Source organism: Arcicella sp. LKC2W, assembly GCF_034931005.1.
In the GTDB taxonomy this organism is placed as follows: domain Bacteria; phylum Bacteroidota; class Bacteroidia; order Cytophagales; family Spirosomataceae; genus Arcicella.
In genome coordinates, this window is the sequence record NZ_JAYGIN010000033.1 from 1 (window position 1) to 19,043 (window position 19,043).

General features: G+C 32.8%; 13 protein-coding genes. 6 read left to right on the top strand and 7 right to left on the bottom strand.

Translation table 11 applies throughout. The features are described from left to right. Positions 1-498: 498 nt before the first annotated feature. Positions 499-1,413, top strand: coding sequence for a hypothetical protein (locus tag VB796_RS21655; RefSeq protein WP_323348681.1), 915 nt, complete (start codon positions 499-501; stop codon positions 1,411-1,413). Between the two features lie 79 nt (positions 1,414-1,492). Beyond that, a complete protein-coding gene (locus tag VB796_RS21660) occupies positions 1,493-4,255 on the top strand; it encodes a CHAT domain-containing protein (RefSeq protein WP_323348682.1) in 2,763 nt (920 codons plus the stop codon). On the opposite strand, the gene VB796_RS21665 is transcribed toward VB796_RS21660, so the two are convergent. The 5 genes from VB796_RS21665 to VB796_RS21685 all read right to left on the bottom strand — a co-directional run bounded on the left by VB796_RS21665 (position 4,205) and on the right by VB796_RS21685 (position 11,076). Beyond that, positions 4,205-5,908, bottom strand: coding sequence for an ABC transporter ATP-binding protein (locus VB796_RS21665; protein ID WP_323348683.1), 1,704 nt, complete (start codon positions 5,906-5,908; stop codon positions 4,205-4,207). The genes VB796_RS21660 and VB796_RS21665 overlap by 51 nt on opposite strands. An 18-nt stretch (positions 5,909-5,926) precedes the next feature. Further along, positions 5,927-7,009, bottom strand: coding sequence for a hypothetical protein (locus VB796_RS21670; RefSeq protein WP_323348684.1), 1,083 nt, complete (start codon positions 7,007-7,009; stop codon positions 5,927-5,929). A gap of 430 nt (positions 7,010-7,439) precedes the next feature. Further along, complete coding sequence (locus VB796_RS21675) at positions 7,440-8,201, bottom strand: tetratricopeptide repeat protein (protein ID WP_323348685.1); 762 nt, start codon at positions 8,199-8,201, stop codon at positions 7,440-7,442. Positions 8,202-8,203: 2 nt separating this feature from the next. Further along, on the bottom strand, positions 8,204-8,860 hold the full coding sequence (locus tag VB796_RS21680; protein WP_323348686.1) for a sigma-70 family RNA polymerase sigma factor: 657 nt from the start codon (positions 8,858-8,860) through the stop codon (positions 8,204-8,206). 44 nt (positions 8,861-8,904) lie between these two features. Then, positions 8,905-11,076 (bottom strand): carbohydrate binding family 9 domain-containing protein, encoded by a 2,172-nt coding sequence (locus tag VB796_RS21685; RefSeq protein ID WP_323348687.1) that lies wholly within the window; start codon positions 11,074-11,076, stop codon positions 8,905-8,907. Between the two features lie 217 nt (positions 11,077-11,293). Here VB796_RS21685 and VB796_RS21690 point away from each other — a divergent pair, with 217 nt between their 5' ends. Then, a complete protein-coding gene (locus VB796_RS21690) occupies positions 11,294-11,656 on the top strand; it encodes a VOC family protein (protein ID WP_323348688.1) in 363 nt (120 codons plus the stop codon). A gap of 214 nt (positions 11,657-11,870) precedes the next feature. Continuing rightward, entirely contained in the window at positions 11,871-12,329 is a 459-nt protein-coding gene (locus VB796_RS21695) for a MarR family transcriptional regulator (RefSeq protein ID WP_323348689.1), read from the top strand. 332 nt (positions 12,330-12,661) lie between these two features. Here the strand turns inward: VB796_RS21695 and VB796_RS21700 are convergent, their stop codons facing one another. Next, on the bottom strand, positions 12,662-13,978 hold the full coding sequence (locus VB796_RS21700; RefSeq protein WP_323348690.1) for a hypothetical protein: 1,317 nt from the start codon (positions 13,976-13,978) through the stop codon (positions 12,662-12,664). Between the two features lie 18 nt (positions 13,979-13,996). Then, positions 13,997-16,405, bottom strand: a complete 2,409-nt coding sequence (locus tag VB796_RS21705) for a TonB-dependent receptor (protein ID WP_323348691.1) — start codon at positions 16,403-16,405, stop codon at positions 13,997-13,999. A gap of 630 nt (positions 16,406-17,035) precedes the next feature. Between VB796_RS21705 and VB796_RS21710 the strand changes: the two genes are divergently transcribed. Together VB796_RS21710 and VB796_RS21715 are read left to right on the top strand one after the other, a co-directional pair. Continuing rightward, a complete protein-coding gene (locus VB796_RS21710) occupies positions 17,036-18,535 on the top strand; it encodes an ankyrin repeat domain-containing protein (RefSeq protein ID WP_323348692.1) in 1,500 nt (499 codons plus the stop codon). 4 nt (positions 18,536-18,539) lie between these two features. Then, complete coding sequence (locus tag VB796_RS21715; protein ID WP_323348693.1) at positions 18,540-19,034, top strand: DUF2271 domain-containing protein; 495 nt, start codon at positions 18,540-18,542, stop codon at positions 19,032-19,034. Positions 19,035-19,043: the final 9 nt, after the last annotated feature.

Consider the following 19,043-nt stretch of genomic DNA (forward strand, 5'->3'; position numbering starts at 1 on the left):
TGATGTTCATCAAAATTATATCATTGCGTTCCACAAAAATGAGAGGTTTTATAAAATCTAAGCCAAACAAAATCTAAAACTTAAAATCGCACATAAATCGTGTTTCATGATTTTATATTTCTGTTATTTTAATCAAATTTTATTCTATTCATTTTTATTGGGTATTATAAAATATTGGCAGAAAAGATTATAAAGTATTTCTTCTGTCATAATAAAGTAGGAACTTACCCCTCGCAAGCAAAAAGACATATTTTTAATTGTGATGGTTAATGAATGTATATTTTAGATAAACCTCTATTCAACCAAAAAGGAAAAGTTCAAACAATTTCACTGTCGCATTATTTCCAACAATACAAACAAAGGAATTTAAAAAATTGCTCTATTAAACAGTGTATTTAAGTAATTTATTAAAAAAAACAAAAAATTAGGTTACGTTTTCATAAACAGGATAGACTAATTATCGTTGTAAACAGGTTAAATAATTAATCCCTTCAAAAAATGAAAAAGATACTTAATCTTTGCCCCCAACCCTTTGCTTTACTTTTACTACTACTTTCCATTAAATTTATTACTTCGTGTACCCTCAAAGAAGAAAAAATCGTACCCCAAAATAGCCTTGAGAGAATAAACACAAATTGTAGCAATTTTGGTTATTCTGATACTTTGTTCTTTAAATCCAACCAAGCAACTGATTTTATAGTTTCTCCCTCAAATTCACAAAATGGCACATACGGAGGATTTCCCGAGGGTCTATCTATTAATCCTTCAACGGGTGTTATAAATGTTACAATGAGTGAGGCTGGTTTGAGATATAAAGTTTATTTCGTTCCTGCAAACACCACTGATACTTGTTTTAAATTTATCACTATATCTGGTGTTGATTACCTCAGTAAAATTTATAACCTTGATAATAATGATGAAATTGCGAGTCCTAATTACAGAGGACTTAATTCAGTATTACCATGTTCAGATGATGATGAGGATGACGACGATGATAATGAATGTGAGTTTGATGATGGAAATGATGATGATGATGGAGACGGAACGGGTGATGAACCGCCAACAGGTCAGGAAGTTATTCTTCAAGGAGTTGATATTGATAAAGTTACGGGAAAAATTGATTTAAAAAAGAGTATTCAAAATGGAGCTTTGGGTATAAATCCAGCAAACGGAACATCTAAATTATTTAGGATTTATTATCGACTTAATGACAATAGTCAAAAAGCTCTGAACTTTATTGATGTAAAAATTCACTATTTTCAAACATTGGGAGCTATTCCACAATCTTTATTGAATCAGATAGCAGATAAAAATAATGCTTTGATGGTTAACTCGTTTAGCACTAATAGAAATGCGAGATTTAAGTATAGCAAACCCCGACCACCAGATATTATCGTAATAGGTTATTATTGAAAAAAGTAATAAATTGACTTCAACTTTCAACTAAATTATTTTGATGAAGTCTCTTTTGCTAACGATATTCAGTTTATTAATGCTATATATTGGATTTACCCAAACACGAATTCCTGACTTCGATAATACATCATACGAAGTCGGGAATTCTTATTTTAACTCGGACAACCCAACCGAAAAAACGGATAATCAAGCAATTGAATTCTTTGAAAAATCAATCTTAAACTCCCCTAATAATCGTAATAATGCTTATAAGAGATATGATACCTTCAAAAAAATAGGCATTTTACACCAGACTTATTCTCGCTTCAAAGAGTCTTTATTTTACTATCAAAATTCTATCGCCGTTGCTAAAAAATATTCGCTTCATGATTCATTACTATTTGAGCCTTATGTCTATTCAGGAGTGATTCAGTATTACGTGAATCATTTTGACTCTTGCTATTTTTACCTCAGCCAAGCCGAAAAACTATATACCAAGTATCCAAAGATAAAACACGCCGAATCTTTATTTAATACGTTAGGTGTTTTGTATTTTGAAAGTGGAAACTATCGCCAAAGCATCAATTATTATGATAAAGCTCAAAGTATTTTAAGAAATAAGGGAATCAACAATGATAATTTTGCAGTAAAAAGTAACATTGCTACTTCATTAAGGCAACTTGGGAGGCATCAAGAAGCATTAAAAATATACGAATCTATTATCAATAAAATACCTGGAGAAAACAGAATTTTAATCAATATTGCAACCACTTATTTGGGTTTAAATAAACCAGAAAAGGCACTAATACTTTTACAAAAAGTACGTGGTATAGATGACATTGAAACCAAAGTTGCTTTTCAAAATAGATTAGGGCAGGTGTTTTTTATGCAAAAAAACTATACTAAGGCTCAATTTCACCTAAAAAATGCCATTTCGATGCAATTGATTAATCCCAAAAGCAATGAAATTGATAAAGTGGTAGAATTAGGCAATACATACAAAATATTAGGAGATATTTCTATGCTCAATAAAAAATGGGGAGAAGCTCTTTATTATTATCAACGAGCCATTCATCATTTAGACTCTAATGCAAAAAGGGATAATATCTTTAGCAATCCAACCAATTTCTCCTCTAACATCAATAATGCTTTACTGCTTAGAACGCTGATGGCTAAAGGTGATTGCTTTAGAGAGATGTATTATACAAAGAAAAAAAGTAGAGCGTATTTTGATGCTTCCATCAATTCATACGAAGCAACTTTTCAATTGATAAACTACCTTTTAAAACAATATGATAACGAAGAAGCAAGAGTTTTTTTATCGGAGAAAATCAACCCATTTTTTGATACCTATTTTAACTTATTGATGGATGGGAACCAAACATTTCAAGAGGTTAAATTATTAGAATCAGCCTTCATACTGTCTGAAAGAAGTAAATCATGTATTTTGGGTATAAACCTAAATGAAAATACGTTCAAGAATCAATCTGTCATTCCAGACTCTTTGTTAATGCAAGAACGTTTTTTGAGAATTTCAAAATCTAAATTACTAATTTCTGCCAACTACAACGTTGCTGATGATACCACTAAAAAACATGAACTCAATGATATTGAAGTAAAATTATCTCGGATTCAAAACACAATTAATGAGTTTGAAACCAAACAAAATAATGTAAAAAAATGGAATATTGAAGATTTGAAAAAACAGTATATCAGTAATAAAAGGGTGATTTTATCTGTCTATAAAGCCAGAGAAAAATATCATTTATTTTTGCTAACCACCACTGGTTTACAGTATAAAGATTTGGGAGATGCAACGCAGATTGATTTCTTGATTAATTTAATTAATGAGAAAATTTCGGATAATCTTTATGGAAAGACTTTTTCGGGGACATCACAATGCCAGCTTTTGTTCTATAAACTGATTAAACCTATTGAACGGCACCTTGAAGCAATTGATGAAATTATTATTATTCCACATTATGAAACGGTGAGACTTCCATTTGAGATTTTGTTGGATGCTAAAGAAGAATTTATCATTAAAAAATGGAGAATGTGCTATGAATATTCTGCTGATATTCTACTAAATAATGCCAAACAAAAACCAGTTGATTTTGATAAATTATTGATTTATGCACCTTTTGCCAATGAAACCTTGGACGGTTTTTTACCTGCTTCGGTGAAAGAAATCAATACTTTGGAGGGAGAAAAAATTATTGATAAAAATGCCACTAAACAATCATTTATTACCAAATCTGCCCAATATTCTATTATCCATTTATCTACTCACGCTCGGGCGGACAACTTAATTCCTGAAAAATCTTACATTTCATTCTATCCTACCCCAAACGATACTGTAAATACCAGACTTTATTCAGAAGAAATAAAATTGTTAAATTTACATCATACCGAATTGCTTTTTTTGAGTGCCTGTGAAACTTCGGCAGGTAAAAAAGCTAAAAATGAGGGTGTTATGAGTTTAACAAGAGCATTCTCTTTGTCGGGATGTACCAATATTATTACCTCTCTCTGGAAAGCAGAAGATGAGGCAACCGCATATATCTCAGAACATTTTTATGAATATCTTGGAGATGGAGATTCGGTAGCGGAGTCTCTTCAAAAAGCAAAAATTGATTTATTACAAGACCCAAAAATGGCTCAATACCACTCACCAACTTATTGGGGACACCTTATTTTAGTTGGTGTTCCCAGCAAGTCGATTAGTTGGAATAGTTTGATATTAATTATTGGTGTGTTAGTGATATACTTTGGGGTTTTACTAAAATTTAGACTAAAAAACGGAGATTTATTACTGAAAATTAAAACGGTTTTCAAAAATGGGTACATCAAATTGAGGTAATAATCTGTCTAAATCCACAATTTTATCATATTCAATGGTATGACAATTTCTGGAGGATATGACTAAAATAGTTCTATTTCGTTTTAATTCATTGATATAAAGTCCTAAAAAGTGCGTAGTATGGTCACTCATTCCTGCAAAGGGTTCATCAAATAGTAAAATTGGTTTTTCGCTTAAAATTGCTCTGGCAAAAATTAAAACTTTTTTCTCCGTTTGTGACAAATTACTTCCTCCATTGATGAGCAGTTGATGAAGCAAAAGCGGTTGTTTGAGCTGAAAAGTTTGACAAAGGTTTTTCAAAATGGCGAATGCCTTTTGTCTGCTATCTTCACTTTTTGATTCTGTGATTGCTTCAAAAATATCCCTTCCAACAAATGGAAATTCTTCCGAAACAACCCCAATATATTTCCTAACGCCCGAAACACATTGAATATCTTGTCCATCAATACATATTTTGCCATGTTGAGGCGAAAATAATTTTGTTATCAGTCGATAAACGGTTGTTTTTCCAGTACACGAATTACCGCAAATACGAGTAATCTGATTTTTTCTTGCTTCAAAAGATAGATTATTCAATACTCTTTTTGAGCTATCATAGCCAAAGCAAACAGAAGTAAAACTGATGGTGCCGTCACAGAAATTAAGTTTTGGCACCTCCATCCTACTCGTTTCTAAACTCAAACTTTTTTGTATCGATAATTCAGCATTTTTCCAGTGAACCCTTACTTTCAAAAAACGTTTCAAAATCGGTCTTATTGAAAAAATAAGTAATATGAACGCAATGGAAGATGTTCCATCAAATATAGAATCTGAAGTATCTGAAAGTTTAAAGATACTAAACAATAAAATACAGATTATCAAGTAAATACCTGTGGGAATAAGTGCATTTTCAAGACTCCTAATAAATGAATAATTTAAAAAAGAAGCACTCATTATGTCTGCCTTTTTCTCAAAACGTTTTGTTTCAATTCGGCTTCTCTCAAAGATTTTAATCGTCGAAAAGCTATGAAACCTTTCTGATACAAAATTGAGATAAGCGGCTTTAGAATCTTGTCTTTCCAAGAGTAATGCTTTTCTTTTAGACTCAAGCGAACTAAGACTAATAATATGTACAACTAAGCCCAAAACTGATATTAAAGTGAGAGTTGAGTTGATATTTATTAAAAATATAATGGCAAAAATACTAAATACGACATCTGCAAAGAATATTAAAATACCCACCGAAAGTCCTTTCTTCATACTGCCAAAGTCGGATGAAAATCTACTTAAATACTTAGCCGTTGCTTTTTTTTGATGCAGGATATACTGAGCATCTATTTGTTGTTTAAAGGTAAACGACCTAATATTTGAAATAAATTTTTCTTCGATTCTATCTTTTAATAGCTTGTGTGTAAACTCAAAAATCGCTTTCAAAATTATCATTAAAAGAAAACAAAATATAAATGAATCAAAACTTTTGCCAAAATTTAACTGCAAAGCATCCAAAATAAAACCTTTGTTGGACTGCCCATGAAACATTAATTCATAAAACCTTCCTACCGATATCGGAATTAATAAATTGGTAATATTATTGAGAATTCCGATGATGACGAAGGCAATGCAAAATAGTTTATTTTCAAGGATGAATAACCGATAAAACCGAAGGTTTCTCATGAGTTGATGAATATGCTTTTATGCCACTTCTAAAAATAATTGAGATGATTCAACCCTTCTGCTCTTATTGATTCCTGAATAAGTGATTAGCTCTGTTGCCCCTTCTTTATCCCAACCCTTCAAGGAATATATTGGGGTTTCAACGAGTGCCTCAACTTCTTCAATCAATAAAGGGGAAGTAGTAAACATTCCACAAAGAGCAAAAGGTTGAATCCCCCAACTTCTCAAGGTTTGTACGCCACATACGGCAGCCATACTATCATTGGCAGAAAAAATCACTTCCGAGACACTATTTACAAAAGCCTCATTCTGAAGCAGTAAGCGTGTTTCTCTCTGGTAAATGCCATCGGCAATTTCCATGATAACATAGTCTGGTTCGCATAATAATGTTTTTTCTAAAAGTGTTTCGTACAAATTCAATAGTTCATTTTCCGAACACATATAAGTTGATGGAAAACCCAGTTTACTAAAATCTATGGATATACTTGCCCCTAAATCATAAGCTAAGTCGGCATCTTTTGTATAAGCTGTGCCTGTTATTTTGATAAATGCTACTGTTTTACCCTGTTTTATTAAACTATGAACGACATAAGCCGCCGTTGTAGTTTTTCCACTATCCATCGAAGACCCAATCGACAAAACAACTTTTGTTTGAGTAGCCGCACTTCCCGTGAATGTTAACATTTGCGAACTGTGGATAGTTTTCGTGTTGATAATCTTATTTTCAGAATCTGTAACGTAGCCAATTATACGCAGACGAGTTGGCCCACCATCTTTAAATTTATCGTTGGTCGATTTAACTTCACCTATTACGCCACCAGCACCCAAAATATGAAACTCTGTTTGTATTTTGTCTGGCACATAACCTTCAAATTGAGCAGTAGCATACCGATGACCAAAAGCCGCCATTATATGGTCGCCAACCATAATTTTTTCATTTCTCGTTGATTCTCCCTGAATAGTCGAGTGTTTGCCAATATTCAAAACTTCAAAAATAGCAATGTCTCCTACTGTGGGAATATGAGATTTTATCAAATTCAGATTGATTTGATAATCATTTACATCGCTACAAATATATGATTTCTTGATTCTTGATTTCATAATGATGAATATTTAAGTTTCGTTGTTTTTTGATTATTAGTTGAAGCTATCAATCTTTTTGTAACCTACTTTGAGATTTTTTTTTAATAATTATCAAAAAAAATCTTAAACTGATTCCATAAAAAAAGCCGACACATTTCGTATCGGCCAAATTATAGTGGTAGGTAATATGAAATATGGGTTAGGATTTAATTTTTTAAATTACTATTAATCAGACCATTACATTACAATCGTACATAGGTTAACGGAATTATCTACAATTTGTCGGAAGACAAAATTAGACCACGGATAGAACAGATAAAACAGATTTACACTGATTTATCTTTAAATTTATCCGTGTAAATCCGTTGAATCAGTACAATCTGTGGTCTAATTTTATTCTGCGACAAATTGTAGATAGTTCCGTAGGTTAATTATACACGATTATTTATCAGTTTAACAGTTTTAATTTAAACAATTGCCATTCCGAAACTCCTACATGGTAAGGATTATTAGGGTCAGCTTTAATTTTTTCAAGTTTTTCAATTGCTAAATCATAATTTTTGTTGCCAACCAATGATAGAGCTTCATAATAAGTTAATTCATGGACAAAACTTGGTTCAGATGTTTTTGCATTTGCCTTTCTTAATTGCCCAAACTCATTGATGGCGAGTTGATAATTTTTCATTTTAAAGTTTGCCATTGCTTTTAGAAATATCATTTCGGCATTCGGAGAACTTTCATTTTGTAGGGTTTTAAGCATTTGAGTATAATTTTTGTTTCTGTAAAGTCCCCGAATATGACCAAGATTTGATTTTTCGCCTCTAAAAGTAGAAGATGTGTACTCAATTTGAGAATCCGTAATGATTGATTCAGCACTTAAGATACTGACTTGATAAATGACCCACAATCCTATAATCATCATCATTGATGCTGCGATTTTGGTAACGTTATTCCAAAATAGCTTTCTGATTATAGGTTTTGGAGGGGTGACTTGCTCCTGATAATCTTCCTGCATGAATTTTTGATGAATATTGGCAACCTCTTTTCTGAGGTTGGCGGCTATAATAACATCTTTGGCGGAGATGAATTTCTGAATTTTCTCTAATAATTCTGAATTTTCAGACATCTCACGCTGGAAAGACATTTTATCTTCCAGCGTGAGCGAATCATTCACGAACGATTCTATTTTTTCTAATTCTTCGGTATTCATTTTTATTTTTGATTAAACAATGATGATTTAAACGATGAAGATAAACTGGGCGAACTTTCTAATATATCCATCAAACTCTTCATACATTTATATTTTTTATTTCGTATTACCTGCTCATTTTCATAGTCCGTTTTACCCAAAATTTCTTTAAAACTGAGATTATCATAATAATAAAAAGTAAGAATTTTTTTACATGAATCTCCAATTTTATCAAAAACTTGTCCAATAATTTTATTGGCTTCGGTCTTTTGTATTTGCTCTGTTATATCACTTTCAAACGACTCATTTTCAAGAATATAGCCTTCTATTCGTTTATTATCTTGGGTAGTTTTTCTAAATTTTGTTATCCAAATATTCTTGCTAATGGCATATAATATTGATTTTATGGCAGAGTCTCCTCTAAATTTTCCTGACCTCACCATTTCAATAAAAGTTATCATTGTTTCTTGAATGACATCTTCGGCGTCCATTTTATTTCCGCCGTTTTTAAGCACTAAATTTTCGAGAATATAGTAGTTATTTTTGTAAAGAAATGAAATGGCACTGTTACTATTTTGTGTTGAAAGTAGTGCCTCCAAAACGTCAGAATCTGAACTAAACTCCCTCATATTTTTTTCTATTAAATTTGTGGTTAAGCCTCCATTTGGGGTTACAACCATTAAAAATATCACTTATTTCGATAATTCAAACACATACCAAAATTTTAACCTATCCAATAATTCACTTTAAAAATCAAACCAACATTTCTGAATCTTAAATCATCACTGTAATTATTGGTAAAGACAAGATAAAAATCTGACATTGGTTTATAACGCCACTGAAATCGAATATTTGTGTTGATATTTTCAATTTGGCTATTGTACTGAATTACGGTTTTCAAAAACATATTCTTGTTAAATGCCCAGTCTAAATTTGGTCCAATCAGCCATAAAGTTCTGGAAGCATACGGCTCTGGCATTTTAATATGATTGACGTTTATTTCAAGACCAAGTTCTCCATTTGGTTGAAAACGTTTGACCAAATGTCCATTAAATGAAGTAATTTTTCCACTGAAATAATCCCCAAATTTCACATAAGCACTTCCATTTATTTCTTTTCGTTTGTCTGATTCATACTTAATTCTAAAATAATTAAAATAATAATCACCGATTGGAAGTTTAGTAGATTTTGTGTTGGTCGGGTCAAATGCTTCAAAAAGATAAACGTAATTTTGGATATAATAAACGGATAAATTTGCTGTATTTTGTAGTTTTAGATATACTTTATGTTCCAATTCTTTTTCATATAATTTATTGGTCGTGAGGTTATTTAACAATCTAATACCAATACCATAAGAGATTTTATTGATAGGGAATTTTTTTCCAAAATAATAGTTTCCTTTTAATTGAGGCGTATATTGATAATAGTCTGTAAGCCTCACAAATCCAAAATCAGGACGGTAATTTTTCCCTACTATTTCATGCTTCCAATCTCCTTCAAAATACTTTGAATTAAAACCTACTTGTCCTCCCTGAGACCAACCGCCTCCTTCCCTATCTGGACGAAATAGATGATGTACAAATGCTTTTCCTCTCCATTTATCTTTATCAGTGATTAAATTATAATCAACCCCAATTACACGATTATATTCCGCTTCTTGACGGTCGGCGATGGTTGTCAAATCACTCTCAAATCTGTTACGATTGGCAAACATGAACGATACATTAGAGCGTTCTTGAACCTTTCGTTGAATGGTAAAAACTGAATAATTCTGAGAGGCAATTTTTTCATCTGGCAGCTCTGCCGTTTGTAATGTCATGACCCCAATTCGGGTATCATCATCTATTTTACCACTCAATCTTGCTCCAAATAAAATAGGTTGCTGTTTAAATTGCTGGGTAAATGGGTCACGTCCAACTCCGACACGTCTTGAAAAAAAAGGATTTACATCGTTGAAACCGAAATTCCCGAAAAGGTCGTTATTCTCAATAAAAAACTGTCTCCGTTCTTCAAACTGAATCTCGAATCGACTAAGATTCGTAATTTGCCTATCAACTTCTACCTGTGAAAAATCAGGATTGATAGTTAAATCCAAATTTAACGCTGAGCCAATTCTAATTTTTGAGTCAATACCGATTCTTGATAGTAGTTTTGTATCTGAGTTTTCTATTTTTTCAAGACCACCACTAATGTAAGGACTTACATTAAAATGAGTATTTGAAGTTGACAGTTTCCCCTTAAACTTTAGCGGTTGTGTATTGGCCAAATTGTGTATGTCGTAATTTCTGGGAATACCCACCGACGATGATATTTCACTATTTTTATAATCATATCGAACAAAATTAACCTTCCAAGCGTCATTATAATTTCGATAATTAAGGGTATGAAAAGGGATTTTCATTTCAACTGTCCAATAACCTTTTTGCCGTTTTGTTGCTGATTCCCAGACACAATCCCACCGAGAATCAACTTCTGAACCCTCCGTAATCAGTCCTTCTCTTTCTACCCCAAGTGGAGTAACTCCAAAAAAATAACCATTATTTCCCTCTCCATACGGGTCAATGTAAACTTCAAATTTATCAGATTTTCCTTTAAAATCTCTTCGGAGTGAACTCGTTATAAACTCGCCGTCCTTCGTATCGTAGCATTTTGCGGCAAAATATAAATTTTTGTCATCATAAACCATCCAAACCATTGTATGCTGATTGGCGGAAACCTTATCTTCTGGAAAATGCTGTATAAATCCTGAAATTGTTTTTGCTCTTTTCCACAACTGTTCATCAAGTTTTCCGTCCACAATTAAGCGTTCATAGTTACCTTTTTTAAATGCTTCAGCGGTTTTTTCTTGAGCAAAACTCTCAAATATTACACAAAAGAATAAAATTATTTTTTTCATTTTCCATTTTACCTTTAAGTCGAAGCTCATTGGCAAAATGTAACCTTTACTTATCTGATTTTTTATGATTGGATAAAATAAACAGGTTCAATATCAAATTTAGTGGTATGTTGTACCTGATAATACAAACGAAATATGTTGTTTAATAAATAAAATGGAGAAAAGCATTCTTTTTGTTGTCGTGTATATTATATTTGTGACAACAAAAAAATATACCATGAGAAAATTAGATTTTGCTTCTCTTCAAGTAAGAGATTTGGAAGTATCAAAGGCATTTTACACAACCAAATTAGGATTTGAATTATCCGAAATGAGTAATCAATATGCTTGTGTTTTTAAATTCAATAAAGGTGAAGCAAGTTTTGCCATAAGAACACCAATTGGGAATATAGACGGTAAAGAACTCGGTATTGGTGCTTCACTTTGGTTTGCTATTGATGAAAAAATAGAACAATTACAAAGCCAATTGACCGAAAAAGGAGTAACTATTTTAGGAACAATCAATCATACCCCTTTTGGGAAAACATTGATAGTAAAAGACCCCGATGGTTATGTCATTACATTTTTAGAAACGGTTTAAGCTAACTTTGAGGAATTGGAAAACCATTTGAAACTATTAAAAAGAAGAGTAGGGAAACGAAACTTTGGCGTGTTGTGGTCTTTAAAATTATGCTGAACATAACGATTAGAATTTTATTGAAACCAAAAAGTTGGGCTATCATTTCTGTTTGGGTAACTTTGAAGAAAAACACTCGATTTTGTTTTAATGGCATCACTAATGCTTTAATATCATTATGTCTCAAGAAATTGAATTCCATTTTAAAAGTCCAAACGATAGTCCAGGATATTTACTCGGACAACTCACTATGCTATGGCAACGTAAACAAAAACGGGTTTTAGACCCTTTAGACTTAACGCAAACGCAATTTGTATTGTTGGCGGCATTAGGTTGGCTTTCAAAAAATAACAATTCAGTAACCCAAGTTGATATTGCCGTACAAAGTAATGCAGACAGAATGATGGTTTCAAAGGTGTTGCGAACGTTACAAGAAAAAGGGTTTATAACAAGACAAGAACATGAAAAAGATACACGAGCTAAAACGATAAAATTAACATCAAGTGGTGAAATTATTTTGCAAAAAGCCATCATTGAAGTAGAAAAAGCTGACTTAGATTTTTTTGCATCCTTAGACACTCAACTTCCATCATTTAATAAAAATATGGTGCAACTAATTGATAAAAACAGTGAGTAAAATACTATCATAGATGTTTAATTATTCAACTTTACTCAAGAACTTAGGCTATTTCTATACTTGTAAATCTTGCGTTAGTTATTCAAGATTACGATTACCATAATCCTGATTATCAATAGTTTATGGAATTTTGAAATAATGTCTTATTTTGTCCCTTTACATAATTCCAAAAGTTAAATCTGACTGAAAATTTATTTCAACAAGGGCAATAATATATTACAACTAAAACCCTACTCATGAGTGATTAAAACAGTTGCTTATCTTAATCACTTCATCAGTAGGGTTTTGATTTTAGGTGGAAAAAAAATTATTCTTTCATGAGGAATATAATCCTAAAAAATACCTATATAATGATTCCCTGCCTTATTTACCAATTTTGCACCTTTCGTGAAAGTACCAGTTCTTTTATTGAAAATATAGATATTTCCGTCTTTTCCTACTGGTGTTACTGCCACAAAAACTTCATCACCGCTTACTAAAATACCTTGATATTGACCAAAGTTTAGTGCTGCGTCGTACTCAATACTTTCTTTAATTGCTGTTTTTGCATTCAAGTCCAAACGAGCAATGTATCCTTGTGTTGTGCCTTCGTGCGTATAAAGTACATAAGCAATGCCGTTACCTGCGTATCTCCAACTATCAACATAAACGCCTTTTACGCCAAGAGCCGCATCCAAGCTAAATACATACGAATTGTCATACTCATTATTTGAGTTAATACGCAAAATATGAGAGCCTTTACTATCACGTTGAGTAGCTTGATAAATGTTTCCATCTTCTGATACAAAAGCATTCGGACTACGATAACCACTATTATCACCATTACTTATCGTCGATGTTATTACTTTTGGGTTTTCGAGCGATGGATAATCAACAATTACCGATTTTGTGCCTAAACGGTCGAATGTACTTTCGGTAAGACCCGTAGCTGGGTTATATTTACGCATCCATGTTCCAAGAACCAGTTTATTTTGAGCTTTATTAAGCAATGGAGCATCAAAACGGAAAAAACAGTGACCCTTCAATTCTTCATCTGCCGACAATGGTATTTGGTATTGTTTATAGCCATTAATCAAAACTTTTTGTAAATCAAGCGAAAGTACAGTTGCTGTACCTCTATAATATTGAAAAGCTTTTGTTTTATCGGTAGCATTATTGGCAGCGATATTTGCCACATTAAGAGCGATACCCGTTTTATCGCCATCAAATAACTTTGACCAACGTGGGGTTACTGTTGCATATTGTGAGATATTTACGGTTACATCCTCCTGCGTAAAACTTCCTGCTCCGCTTACTTTATAACGAGCAAATTCGCCACCATTATCGCCCGAATAGGCAATATTAAAAAGCGTATTTCCATCTTCTGATGATTGTAAACGTGCTGTTCTGGTAGATTTTACAGGAAACCCTTTGTCATACACACTGATAGATACATTTGGATTTCTGGCATCTTCTTTACTTACTGAATACACCACTGTTCCGCCATTTCCATCACCTGCTGTTGTTCCCATCAAAGCTCCAGCCACAGTAATCCATCGGCTCTGATTTGTCACTGGGTCAATATTATCAGTAGAATCAACCTTCTCGCAGCTCGTTAAAGTAGAAATTACCGTAGCTATAAATAGTAAACTTTTAAATTGGTTTTTCATTTTTATATAAATTATTGATTAAAATTTATTGATTATGTAATTAAGTTTTAAATAAAAGGCACGTCCAGGTTTTTGCACCGCAAAATTGTCGTAGGCTTGTCGGTCGAAGATATTTTTAGCATCGGCAGTTAGCACAAATTTTTTATTGGGGAAAGCATAACTTATCCCAAGGTCTTGAATATACTGACGTGGGGTTCGGAAGTCTTCAATTTCGAGCCAAGAAGTATAAAAACGTTCTACAAAACGGAAACTGTAATAAAGATTTAACGCCGAATTTTTCAAGAACAAGTTTTTAATCGTGTATTGAATATTGGTATTGGCAGTCCAGTAAGGTTCGTTGGGAAGTTGCTTATTGTAGTAAGGAAATTCTCTTCCATTTTCATCAAATTGCACATTGAAAACCGAATTGAATTTAGACATATTAAAACCTACGGTCAGATTGTTATCATACGTATAGCGAAAATCTGACTCAAAACCGATTGACTTGTTTTTACCTATATTTTCGTAAGGATTGGTTTGAAGTGCATCATTGACTCTTGGGTTGATTCTCTGCGTTATTTTGTCACGGGTGTCCCGAATAAAACCCGAAATTGTGAATGAATATTTATGTTTTCCTCTGTAAAAAGTGCCTGCGTTCAAACCAACATTTAGATTATTACTGACTTCTGGACGAATACCAAAATTCTCAATAATATTCTCACCAGGACTTCCAAACACTTCACTTTCTGAAGGTAAACGCACCGCTTTTTCCGCTGAAACTAAAAGCGTAAATTTGGGCGTAATGGCGAATGATGTTGCTATTCCGTATCCAAAAGCCGTTTTATTACTGTTGGTTCTATTTTCTGTTTTTGTACTTTGTCCATCAACAATTCGTAGCACTGGATCCATGCGGTCGATTCCTTGTTGATAGTATTTAGCAAAAATATTATTTTTTAGTTTTGAGCCGAAAGCCCGCAATTCGTAGGCAGCAGAGGTGATATTTTTCTCCAAATTACGAGTTCCAATAAATTCTCGCTCAATCTCAGAACGCATAAAATCTTGTTCGGTTCTATCAATCGCATAATAAATATGATTAAGTACCAAACGATGATTTTGATGAATGTCGTAATTGAAACCAGCTCTAAACGTACTCACATTTCTATCAATATTATTGATAGTTGGGGCTGCCTGTTGAGCTCCAGTTGGTCTTAAAATCGGATTTCCATTGAGTCCTACGCTTATTTCTCCGTACCAATTGTAGTTCCATTTTACGGTATCTACCACTAACTGTCCACGCTGACTGTACATTCCGTTTACGTTAAACTCCAACCCTTTCAGCAAAAAATCTTTTTTGATATAATTTAGACTAAAAACATTCGCCTGTGACTCTGTGAATCTACCTTTATAGGGAATCGACATATAAGTGCCGTGTTGAATTTCTTTATAATCATCCGAACCGTTATAACCGATTAGAAATTGGTCAGCCCATCGCACATTTGTAAAACCCACCTGAATTTGTCCACCCGTTGAGCGATACGCATCATCAAATCTTTTGGCTCTTACATATTCGTAGCGACCATTTGGAAGAATATTTCTCACAAATTTTCCCCAAACTTCATAATCATTATCTGAGTAATTATGAAACGCTGATGCTTTCACCGTAAAACCTGTTTTTTCTGAACGATACGAAGCATTGAAATTGGTCTGAAAAGTATTAAAAGAGCCATAAGAAACTGAAGCAGTCAAATTATTTATTCCTCCTTTTTTGAGAATAACGTTGATTGCTCCTCCCAAAGCATCATCTGCCAAATGAGCAGGAATTACCCCTTTATAAACTTCTATTCGTTCAATTAAGGCTGGCGGAATACTATTTAAACTGAACGACTCGCCATAAGTTGAAATCGGAATACCATCAATAAAAATTCGGACAGAGTTTCCAGACATTCCATTGAGATTATAATTTACTGCCGAACCCAAACCACCATTCTGCCTAACCCTGATTCCAACCGTTCTGTCTAACATTTCGTTGGTTTGAAAATTTCTTTGAGCCACCTCTTTCGTTTCAATAACATTGACGGCAAAACCTTTCGTTTCAATTTCTTTTTTCTCAGATTTCTGGATGATACTTACTTCATCTAAATCAAAACTTCTTGGTTTGGTGATGATTGGTAAGTCAAGTTGTGATTTATTCACATTGATTTTCAAAGTCTGCGTTTCCACTTCAACCGATGAAACGATAAGTTCGTGGTTTCCAAATGGAATGTTTTTTAACACAAAAAAACCATTATTGTCCGCCAAAGTAGCGATGTTCCCAGTTATCAATCTTATACTGGCGTGACTAACTCCTCCATTTTCTTTGGTATAAACTTTACCTCTAATGGTTGCTTTTTGTGTAAAACCTTCAAACGAGATGAGTATTACTAAAATGGCAAAAAAATATATTTTCATGTTTTGTGAATGGCAATATTTCTTAGAAATCAAGAAGTAGCCAACTTGATTTTTTACAATTCTTTTCAAATTCAAAATTTATTTAGACTAAATATAAATAGTTGACAAATGTATAATGAATTTTTAATGCAACAAGGGCATACAGCGAAATAGTCTAATAAAACTTTAAATAATTATATTTTTATGGCTTATTATTTTATAACTATTAGCTTTTGTTCTAAAAAATGAATTGAATGAAATAATAAAATATAAAAGTCTTAAGGAAATGGCAGTACAATAAATCAATAAAATCTTTGAATTATTATATTGAAAGCTACTTTGAAAAAATTGAAGGGACATCGCAAAATACTTATCTGATTGAGTATCGGATAGTTTGGCTTCAATCAATCGATTTTAACGCTTAAAATCGTAGTAATTATTGGGAAATAGGCTTAATAATTTGTTCGTCAATCATTTTAAGTCCTATATTTGCAGTATTATTTATATTTATTCTAAATAAAAATAATACTTAATCGTTTCAAGATATATCATTGGTAAGGACTATTTGCAGATGTATTCATTTACAATGTTTAATAGAAAATCGAAATTCAAATCTTACCATTAATAACATTTCATTAAATAAAATACAGTATGAAAAGAATTTTTATTGCAGTATTTGCTTTATTTAGCTTTACTGTAAAAGCTCAAAAAAATACCCTCTTAGACCAGTCCTTCTGGAAAAATCAACCTAACGTTGAAGTCGTTAAGGCAGAAGTTTCAAAAGGAAATAATCCATTGGAATTCAACAGAATGATGATGGATGCCATTGCAATAGCTATTAATACTGGTGCACCCAATGAAACTATAAAATTTCTTTTGTCGCAATCAGGAGCTGATGTAAATAGACTTACTCATGAAGGTCGTACTTATTTGCACTGGGCGGCTTTTAAGGGTAATGTTGAAATCATGGAAGAACTGATAAACAAAGGTGCAAAAGCCACTGTGCAGGATGTAAATGAAACTACGCCACTCTGTTTTGCTGCTATGGGTGGACAATTAACGATTCAAGGGGTTGAATTATGTGTAAAAGGTGGTGCAAATCTTAAAAATGATGTCAATCGTGATGGAGCAAATGTTCTTTTATTAGCAGTTACCAATGATAAAGACCTTGCTTTAACAAATTATTTTGTTTCAAAAGGACTTGATATAAAATCGGTTGATAAAAATGGAAATACGATTTTTAGTTATGCGGCAAGAGGTGGAAATGTTAATACGTTGAAGGCACTTATTCAAAAAGGAGTTGCTGTTTCGGATAATGCAATTATTATGGCGGCTCAAGGTAGAAGAGGACCTGCCAATACTATTGAGGTTTTTGAATACCTTGAAAGTTTGAACATTAAACCTACTGTTACTTCTAAGAGTGGTGAAAACGTACTTCATTTTATCGTTCGTAAACCAAATCAGAAAGATATAATTGAACACTTTTTATCGAAAGGAGTTGATGTAAATCAAGCTGATAGCGAAGGAAATACCGTTTTTATGAATGCCGCAGCTTCAAACAAAGATTTGGCGATTTTAGAATTACTTTCGGCAAAGGTTAAAAATATTAATCAAAGTAATCAAAAATCAGAAACGCCACTTGCATTAGCTTTGAAAGGGAATTCACCCGAAGTTGTTAAGTTTTTGTTGGATAAAGGTGCTGATGTAAAAATGACAAACAAAGACGGCGAAAATGTACTGGCTTATCTTATTCAGTCTTATGCAGGGGCAGAAGGAAGACCAGGACCAAACGCTTCAAAGCCAGAAGATTTTGACAATAAGTTGAAAATGCTTCAAGAAAAAGGTTTAGCGGCGACTACTCCACAAAAAAATGGGAATACCTTATATCATTTGGCAATTATGAAAAGTGATATTGGCTTATTAAAGCGTCTTCAACCACTTGGAATTGACATTAATGCCAAAAATACTGAGGGCATTACCGCTCTACATAAAGCCGCTATGATTGCTAAAGACGACACCATTTTGAAATATTTATTATCAATTGGTGCTGAAAAAAATGTTGTGACTAATTTCAAAGAATCAGCTTTTGACTTAGCTTCAGAGAATGAAACACTCACAAAATCAAATGTATCTATCAATTTTTTAAAATAGTAAAATGCTAAAATTAACAAAATTATTAATTCTGATCATATTAGTGTCGTTGGGGTTTTCTAAAACGTTACAGGCACAAAATACAGGAACTACCAAGTATAAATGTATGATTCAAATGACCAACTACATGGGCGAAGGTGCTTACATTGTAGTGTCGTTGGTAGATGCTAAAGGCGGCTATAACAAAACGTTATATGTTTTGGGTTCAGATAAAAAATGGTATGCCGACCTAAAAGAATGGCACAAGGCATTTTCAAAAAAGCCAAGTAATATTAGTGCTATTACGGGGGCATCTGTCACAGGTGGCGACCGTAGTGTAGTTGTACTTGAAATAGAAAATGCTAAAATTAATTCAAACTATAAAATCCGATTTGAAAGTGCCGTTGAAGATAAACCGTATAATGTCAAAGATTTAGAAATCCCATTGACGACCGAAAGTTTATCTGCAAAAAATGAAGGTACAGGCTATATTCGTTATGTAAGATTTAGCCCTAACTAATACAAAAAT